Genomic DNA, 8,276 nt, shown 5'->3' on the forward strand with positions numbered 1-8,276 from the left:
GGCGGTGAGGGCTGGACGAAAAGGCCCCGCAGGGGGCGAGGACAGGAAGTCCTCGCCTTTTTGACAGGGCAGGACGCCCTGTCAAAAAGCCCGGCCAGCCCTCACGGACCCGCAGCAGCGTAGCTGCGGAGGGCGCCAAGCAGGGTGCCCTTTCTTCTTGGTTACTTCTACTTTGGGCAGCCACATGAGATCCCATATAGACTTCGCAGCTTGCTCAGGGATCGATGCTTCACGTGGACGCAAACATCAAGGTTTATAGCTATTTACGCTTCAGTGACGCCCGACAGTCCACCGGCAGCAGTGCCGATCGCCAGACCGAGTATGCGGCCACCTGGGCCAAGCACCGGCAGCTCCAGCTCGATGCTTCGCTCTCCCTCCGCGACGAAGGATTGAGCGCTTACCACCAGCGCCATGTAAAGCAAGGCGCCTTGGGCACCTTCCTCAACGCGGTGGACGAGGGCCAGATTGGTGCGGGGTCCGTGCTGGTCGTGGAAGGTCTGGATCGGCTGAGCCGTGCCGAACCGCTCCAGGCCCAGGCGCAGCTAGCCCAGATCATCAATGCCGGCATCACGGTGGTGACCGCCAGCGATGGCCGGGAATACAACCGGGAGGGACTCAAAGCCAACCCCATGGAGCTGGTCCACAGCCTACTGGTGATGATTCGGGCGTATGAGGAAAGTGATACCAAGAGTAAGCGGGTCAAGGCTGCTATTCGTCGTCAGTGCGAGCAGTGGCGGGATGGCGCCTACCGCGGTCGCATCCGCAACGGCAAGGACCCCCAATGGCTAGCGTGGCAGTCGGGCGACTGGCACCTCATCCCGGAACGGGTCGACGCTGTCCGAATGGCCATCGACTTGTTCCGGGCCGGGCATGGGGCGGTAGCCATTGTCGATCGCCTCAATGCCGCAGGACTCTCCGTCTCGGACAAAGGGACTCGGGCGACGCATCTGTACAAGGTATTTCGCCTGCCCGCCCTGCGCGGCACGAAAACCCTGTCGGTCGATGGCGTCGACTACGCCCTGCCCGACTACTACCCGGCCATCCTGAGTCCGGAAGCCTTCGACGAACTGCAGGGCCTGTTCTCGCAGTCGGGGCGGCGCAAGGGCAAAGGTGAACTGCCCGGCATCATTACCGGGCTACGTCTCACCCAGTGCGGGTATTGCGGATCGGCCATGGTGGCCCAGAACCACATGAGCCGGAAAAAGGACGAGGATGGCCGGGTCCAGGACACCTATCGTCGCCTGTCCTGTGGCTCCGGGCAGGCCTATCGCCGTTGTCCGGTGGGTGGCAGTACGAGCATCGCCCCGATTGAACGGGCGCTTTTGGACTTCTGTTCGGACCAGATCAACCTGGACGCCCTGCTGGAGCGCGGCGCCATCGACCCACCGGCGCGTCAGAAACTGGCTACCGCCAAGGCACGCGTCGCCGACGTGGAGACGCAGCTCAAGCGCTTGACCGACGCTTTGTTGCAGGATGACGGTGTTGCGCCGGCGATCATCCTCCGTAAGGTCCGCGAGCTGGAGAACGAAGGCGAGCGCCTGCGGCGGGAAATGGCAGAGGCTGACGCTGAATGGGCGGCCCTGTCTCGGAAGGCGCCGACGACCGCCGACGCTTGGCGTGAACTGGTGATCGGAGTGAAAGGCCAAGATTACGATGCGCGACTAAAAGCCCGACAACTCGTGGCCGACACCTTTGCCCGCATCGTGGTGTACCGCCTTGGTGTCGAGCCCGGCGAGCCTGCCAACCCTGTGCTAGATCTGGTCCTAGTCCCGCATGGCGGTCACCCGCGGGCGCTACGCATTCACCGCAAGACGGGGAAATGGCTGGGCGCAGAAGAGGTAAGCACCCTAGCCTTAGCCGGCTGATCCGAATATACCCTGCGTCGCGAAGTGCAGTCGACGCGAAATCAAACGTAAGCGTAAGCCTATCGTGGATTCGAATCCCTCTCTCTCCGCCAATATATTGCGATAAATATTTGATTTTAAATGACTTATGCGTAAGCGATTGCGGCTGGTATGCCATTAGGTATGCCAGCCGTTGTTGCTTCTGGTTCTGTCTCGTTGGGTTTGTTGCACTTGTTTCCGCCGTGAACGCGATTGCGGTCTAGCTAGTGAGTGCCTGCCAAACGCCTGGATCAATGATTCAATATGACTTCGCACCATGTCGCTTCGAAGCATGCTCGTGGGAGCTGTAGATCAGATCAAGCCAACACTACTCTCAGCTCAACCCAGCTCATTGCTTAGCGCGGACGGAGGTTGTCGCGATACATCGTCCAAGCGCAAGCAGTCTTAACGCCGGCAGAGCCGATCCCCATTGCGCCGCGTCCCCATTTGCGATTCACTTTATTCGAACTTGATGGGTGGTGTTCGGCAAGGGATACCAAAACTTAAGCCCTGATTTTCTATTGGGCGAATCGTTCGTTGGATGCACCATCGAACTAGGAAACAACAGAACAGGGTGGGAATTGGATATCCCTACTATCAGCGGACAGCAGTTCGCGACTAGGTTTGCGCTTCGGCCGAATCAGTACGCTTGGTTCCTGGGAGCCGGCGCGTCGGCGGGTGCTGGTATCCCCACTGGCTACGACATGATCGCCCAAGAGCCGTTCCGGCTGCGCGGCGAACAGATCGACGGCAGCTTTCAGCTCGCGAGCGAGATTTATCTGCTTGAGGCCAAATGGCACGGGCCGCCGATCGGCGTCGCCGAGCTGCACACCTTCCATGGCAAGATCGAGCAAAAGGCGGCTTGGACCCGCGGTCTCTTCGTCAGCAACAGCGGCTTCACCGAAGACGGCCTCGCCGCTTTTGGACGCGGCAAACGAGTCATCTGCATGGACGGACTCGACTTATACGACATGCTCAATCGTGAAATTTCACTCACTCAGGTCCTCGAGCGCAAAGTCCGCCGCGCCGCAGAAACTGGCGCGCCTTTCATGCGCATACGCGACCTTTTCCCTTACTAACAGGAAGGAGCGAGTATGGTGCAGTTCGATGATTGGTGCATTTCGGTCGACGCGCCGATAGGGGTCCACTATCGGCGTGTGATGACCGGTCAGGTCGCTAGCCTAGGCGTCGGCATCCAGGCGACGGCAGCTATCGTGCCTTCGCATTACGCCTCAGAGGAGCACGTAGCGCGCGCCCTCGCGCGGCTCGGCAAGCCCGCCGCCGCCGCCCTGATCGAGAGCAAGCTGCCGACCACTAAGCAGATCCGGTCCGGCGACCTGGGCGAAATCTACGCGACAGAATGGATAGAAGCTCACAGCGGCGGCTACCACACGCCGATCAAGCGCCTGCGCTGGAAAGACCATCGCAACATGGCAATGCGTGGTGACGACGTGATCGGCATCCTGCAAGACCCCCAATCTCAACGTCTTCAGTTCTTGAAGACGGAGGCGAAGAGCCGCGCCACATTGTCCGCACAGGTCCTGACCGAAGCCCGCGCCGGGCTGGACAAGGATGGAGGATTGCCTTCGGCACACGCTCTGCACTTTATTTCCGCGCGTCTCCTCGAGCTCGGCAATCTGCCGCTGGCCGATGCAATCGACGACGCTCTGCTCAAGCATGGCGTCCCGCCGCAAAGTGTCCGGCATCTGCTTTTCACATTCTCAGGCAATGCCCCCGACGCAATGCTGGCCGCCTCCCTGCAAGCGTATCCCGGACTTATCAATCAATGGGGTATCGGACTTCGCGTGGAAGGCCATGCCGCCTTTATCGGTGCGGTCTACGATCGAGTGATCGCCGATGCCAACAACCCCTGAGGCTATCGCCGCAGATATCGCCGAGGCGACGGCCGCCGGCTTTCGCGGCCGACTGATCGCTCGCGGGCAGGCCCGCGCGATCATATGGCGTGACGGCACCCTTCCGGCCGACGCGCCGGACTTCGCGCCGCAGCTTAGCTACGACCTGCACAGCTATGCCTATGCCCTGCTCGGCCTCGGTCTGCGCCTTCGGGAGGTCAACGGCGACCCGAATGAGGCTCGCACGGCATTCGAACAGGCTGCAACGGCTCTTGAAGCAGTGATGGCAAAGGGCAACCGCCAGGAGCCCGATCGCGATTTCCACTTTGTCATGGCCGCGGCCGCCTATCATCTCGCTCACCTGTCAGCACGAGCCTATTCGCTCCTCGCGATCGTCGAAGCGGATGAGAATTTCTCACCGATCGAGCGGGCGCTGGCTCAGTTGATGCGGCGGAATTTCGATGCCTTGCGCAGCAGCGTTCTCGACTACCGGACCTCCGGTCAAGGTAGCGATGAGCGGATCGCTGCCGACATGCAGTCCCACCTCGAGCAAGCAGAGGGCGCTGCCGTACCTCCGGGTGCCGGTGGTGACGACTTCCTTTTCGACGGTCTGAATACCGCGCTCACCGACACCTTCATGGCCGCCATGTCCCTCTATCTGCTCGCGCTCGAGCGCGGCGAGCGAGAGCTTGTCGATCAGGCGCTGGAGCGGCTGCGCGTGAGCCTGGCGATCTGCGGCGAAATGAACATGTTGCCGCAATGGTGGACGCATCGTGTCGCCATCCATCTTCTGCCGGACCTTTGGTCGAGCACATTCCACAAAAGAGTGCCGTTGCAGCCCGCGGGAGGGCTGGCGGTGGACTGGCCGCGATTGCGCGAACTGTTCATCGCGCTGTTGCAGCGTCGCGCTAGGGCCGAGATCGACCTTTGGCCGTCGCAGATCGAGGCGGCCGCCCGTGCCGTCGATCAGTCCGACGACTTAGTCGTGTCGCTGCCGACGAGCGCCGGCAAGACGCGCATTGCAGAACTGTGCATCCTGCGCTGCCTCGCTGGCGGCAAGAGGGTCGTGTTCGTTACGCCGCTGCGCGCGCTCTCGGCGCAAACCGAGGCCACACTCCAGCGGACCTTCAGTCCGCTCGGCAAGACAATCTCCGCCCTCTATGGCAGCATCGGCGTCACCGGCTTTGATGAGGACGCGATTCGCGACCGCGACATCGTGGTGGCGACGCCGGAGAAGCTCGATTTCGCGCTCCGCAACGATTCTTCGCTGCTCGACGACGTCGGTCTCCTGGTCTTCGACGAGGGGCACATGATCGGCCTCAATGAACGTGAGGTCCGCTATGAGGTGCAGATTCAGCGGCTCCTGCGCCGCCCCGATGCTCTGGAGCGCCGGATCGTTTGCTTATCGGCCATCCTGCCCGATGGGGACCAACTCGATGACTTCGCCGCGTGGCTGCGCCGTGATCATCCGGGCAGGCTGATCAAGAATGATTGGCGCCCAACCCGCCTGCGCTTCGGTGAGGTGGTGTGGACGTCGCCAACCGCCCGGCTCAACCTCAGGATCGGCGACGAGCGGCCATGGGTCCAACGGTTCCTCACAGGCGTCGCCCCTCCCAACTGGATTCCACCGAAGCGCCGTCGCACCCAGCTGTTTCCCAAAAACCAGCGCGAACTCTGCCTCGCCACCGCGTGGCGACTTGTCGATGACGGTCAAACTGTCCTCGTCTTCTGCCCAGAGCGGCGCAGCGTCGAACCGTTCGCTGACGTCATCGTTGATTTGCATGAGCGCGGCGCGCTGCGCTCGCTGCTCGAGGCCGACCCGAATGCACTGAACACCGCGATCGCGCTGGGCGAGGAATGGCTGGGGGCAGACAATGCGATTCTTAAATGCCTACGCCTTGGCGTCGCCCTTCACCATGGCGCCCTGCCTACGTCTTACCGCAAGGAGGTCGAGCGCCTGCTTCGCGAGAATGTCCTCAAAGTGACAATCTCCTCTCCTACACTGGCACAGGGCCTGAATCTATCGGCGACTGCCGTCGTCATGCACTCCTTGCACCGCGCCGGCGAGCGCATCGAGATCAGCGAATTCAAGAACGTCATCGGACGTGCCGGACGCGCCTATGTCGACGTCGAGGGCGTCGTCCTCTTTCCAATGTTCGATGACATCCCCAAGAAGCGACGCAACTGGGAAGCGCTCATCACCGATCTTGGCGCGCGCAATATGGAAAGCGGTCTTGTGCTTCTGGTCGCGGAGCTACTGACGCGGATGCACGCGCGTACCGGCGGAGACATCAACCAGCTCGTTGACTACGTCGTCAACAACGCCGCAGCTTGGACCTTTCCGGAGATCGGCAATGAAGAACCGGAAGACCGGATTCGCGCCCTGGCCGATTGGGAACGGCACGTTGCGACGCTCGATACAGCCATCCTCAGCCTCATCGGGGAGAACGAAATTCCCGATGAAGGGATCGAGGCTGCTTTAGACGACATCCTGCAATCTTCTCTGTGGCAGCGACGTCTGGAGCGTCTGGATGCTCAATCCCAGCAGTTGTTGAAGGCAGGTCTTTCCTCCCGCAGCCGGCTGATCTGGAATCAGTCGACCGCCGCTCAACGCCGTGGCTATTTTCTGGCAGGCGTCGGTCTGACGACGGGTCAAGCCCTCGACGCCATAGCCTCCGAAGTCAACCTACTTCTCATCCAGGCCAATGGCGCGATCCTTGAGGGTGACGCCGAAGCCGCAATCACCTCTATCGTCGGTATCGCTGAGCGGGTATTCGCATTTTATCCCTTCATACCCGATCCGCTGCCGGCGAACTGGCGCGACATCCTGCGGATTTGGCTGCTGGGCCAGCCTCTGGCCGCGCTGGGCGGGGATCAGCCATCGGAAGTGCTTCAGTTTGTTGAAGGAGGCCTTATCTATCGGCTGCCTTGGGCAATGGAGGCGATCAAGGTCCGCGCCAGCGCAAATGGCGATGAGATAGATGTAGATGGCCTGGGCCTAGAAGACCATGAACTTGGCCTTGCGGTGCCGGCAGTCGTGACCGGCACGCTCAACCGCTCTGCATCGATCCTGATCCAGGCCGGCTTCAATTCGCGGCTGGCTGCAATCAAAGCAGTCACCGACACCGGCGCGACTTTCGCCACGGGCAAGGAGCTGCGGCAATGGCTGAATGCAGATGTGGTCGCCGCTTGGAGCGCTCAGGCCGACTGGCCAACTAGAGAAACGAGACCGATTTGGATGGAGTTCGTCCAGAGCTTCACGCCGAGCGAGAGGCACACATGGGCCGATCGGCAGTATTGGGCGGGTATCACGTGGTTGGCTGCGCCCCCGCCGCCCGGCACCGTCGTCCAGATACATCAGTGGGTAGGTCGGTCGTGGGTGCTTGCGCCAGACGGTACTCCTCTAGGTACAGTTCAGGCCGCACTCAATTCCCATCGAAGCGGCTTGCTTCGCGCACAGGTGGCGCGGGATGCCAGCAAGATCGACATCGTATATCTTGGTCCCGACGATCTAGCGGGCGCATAGCCGCGACGTCCCCCGCGCCGCTGGCCACTGTGAAATGCATTGGCCACTGTCCGCTTTAGGTTGGTTTCTGCCGATCAGCCGTCCGTTGCAGTCACAGGGCATCAGGTCTCCAGCTTCGCCAGCTGGTGCTCATAAAGCATTTCAGCCGAGATCGCTATGCAAATCGCCGAGCACGTGGCGGCGGATGCACTCAGCGAGCGCGAGATGGAGGTGCTTCGATGCGTTGCGCGGGGTGCGGCCAACAAGGATGTGGCGAACCGGCTTTGCATCTCCGAGGAGACCGTGAAGGTGCATATGAAGCACATACTCGAAAAGCTTGGCGCGACTGACCGCACGCACGCGGTGACGATTGCAGTAGGCCGAGGCATCATCGAGTTGTAGGGCGGGGCCAATAGCGCCGGCGCCAGCTCTCTCTTCGGCATCACCCTGGATCAGATCGATAAGATCGACCAGCTGATCCGCATGATCCGGACTATCGGCCAAGTGAAGATTCTCTTCTCGAAAAAAATAGTCCCCCACGTGGCGTTGAGTGACTTTGCCTATGCGGGCATGTTCTTCCATCTCATCCTCGCGGCAGGGGCACACCTTGGCGTCCATAAGCCTAAGGAAGCCCTGCCGGCTTTCGTTGGCCTGGTGCTTCTGTCGGTGTCGTTCCTGACGCAGAACGCCGCTCGCGACATTCATTCCCCCTATGCACCGAGTGCGCTTGGCGTTGTAAACGTCCTCGATGAACACGGGCAACCGTGCCGCTACATCGGCAAAGGTCTTGTAGGCCCCCAGATAGACCTCTTCGACCTTGAGCGTCTTCATGAAGCTCTCTGCCTGCGCGTTGTCATAGGGATTGGCTGGTGCGCTCATGGAGCCAAGCAAGCCATAGTTGGCCAGCGCTGCCCGGTAGCGTGCACTGACATATTGGGTGAATTCAACCGATCGTCGCAACACCTCCGGATAAGAGGTTGCGATGCGCACGAAAAAGGTACGAATTGGTCGTGTGAAGATGAGGTCGCCAGGGCG

Annotated in this window: 5 protein-coding genes and 1 pseudogene; 5 read left to right on the forward strand and 1 reads right to left on the reverse strand. The window is 61.1% G+C overall.

What is annotated here, in order from left to right; translation table 11 throughout:
• Positions 1-233 precede the first annotated feature (233 nt).
• A complete protein-coding gene (locus AB4083_RS22690) occupies positions 234-1,865 on the forward strand; it encodes a recombinase family protein (RefSeq protein WP_441610773.1) in 1,632 nt (543 codons plus the stop codon).
• Between the two features lie 374 nt (positions 1,866-2,239).
• Here AB4083_RS22690 and AB4083_RS22695 read toward each other — a convergent pair whose 3' ends face one another.
• Entirely contained in the window at positions 2,240-2,341 is a 102-nt protein-coding gene (locus AB4083_RS22695) for a DUF4113 domain-containing protein (protein WP_441610774.1), read from the reverse strand.
• An 18-nt stretch (positions 2,342-2,359) separates the two neighbouring features.
• Between AB4083_RS22695 and AB4083_RS22700 the strand changes: the two genes are divergently transcribed.
• The 4 genes and pseudogenes from AB4083_RS22700 to AB4083_RS22715 all read left to right on the forward strand — a co-directional run.
• Positions 2,360-2,962, forward strand: a complete 603-nt coding sequence (locus AB4083_RS22700) for a restriction endonuclease (RefSeq protein ID WP_441610775.1) — start codon at positions 2,360-2,362, stop codon at positions 2,960-2,962.
• Between the two features lie 15 nt (positions 2,963-2,977).
• Complete coding sequence (locus AB4083_RS22705) at positions 2,978-3,757, forward strand: Hachiman antiphage defense system protein HamA (RefSeq protein WP_441610776.1); 780 nt, start codon at positions 2,978-2,980, stop codon at positions 3,755-3,757.
• Entirely contained in the window at positions 3,741-7,262 is a 3,522-nt protein-coding gene (locus AB4083_RS22710; protein ID WP_441610777.1) for a DEAD/DEAH box helicase, read from the forward strand. Before AB4083_RS22705 ends, AB4083_RS22710 begins: the two co-directional genes overlap by 17 nt.
• A gap of 153 nt (positions 7,263-7,415) precedes the next feature.
• A pseudogene (locus AB4083_RS22715) lies at positions 7,416-7,643 on the forward strand (response regulator transcription factor); the annotation flags it as partial.
• Positions 7,644-8,276 lie beyond the last annotated feature (633 nt).

The organism is Dyella sp. 2RAB6 (assembly GCF_052115385.1).
Classification (GTDB): Bacteria; Pseudomonadota; Gammaproteobacteria; order Xanthomonadales; family Rhodanobacteraceae; genus Dyella_D.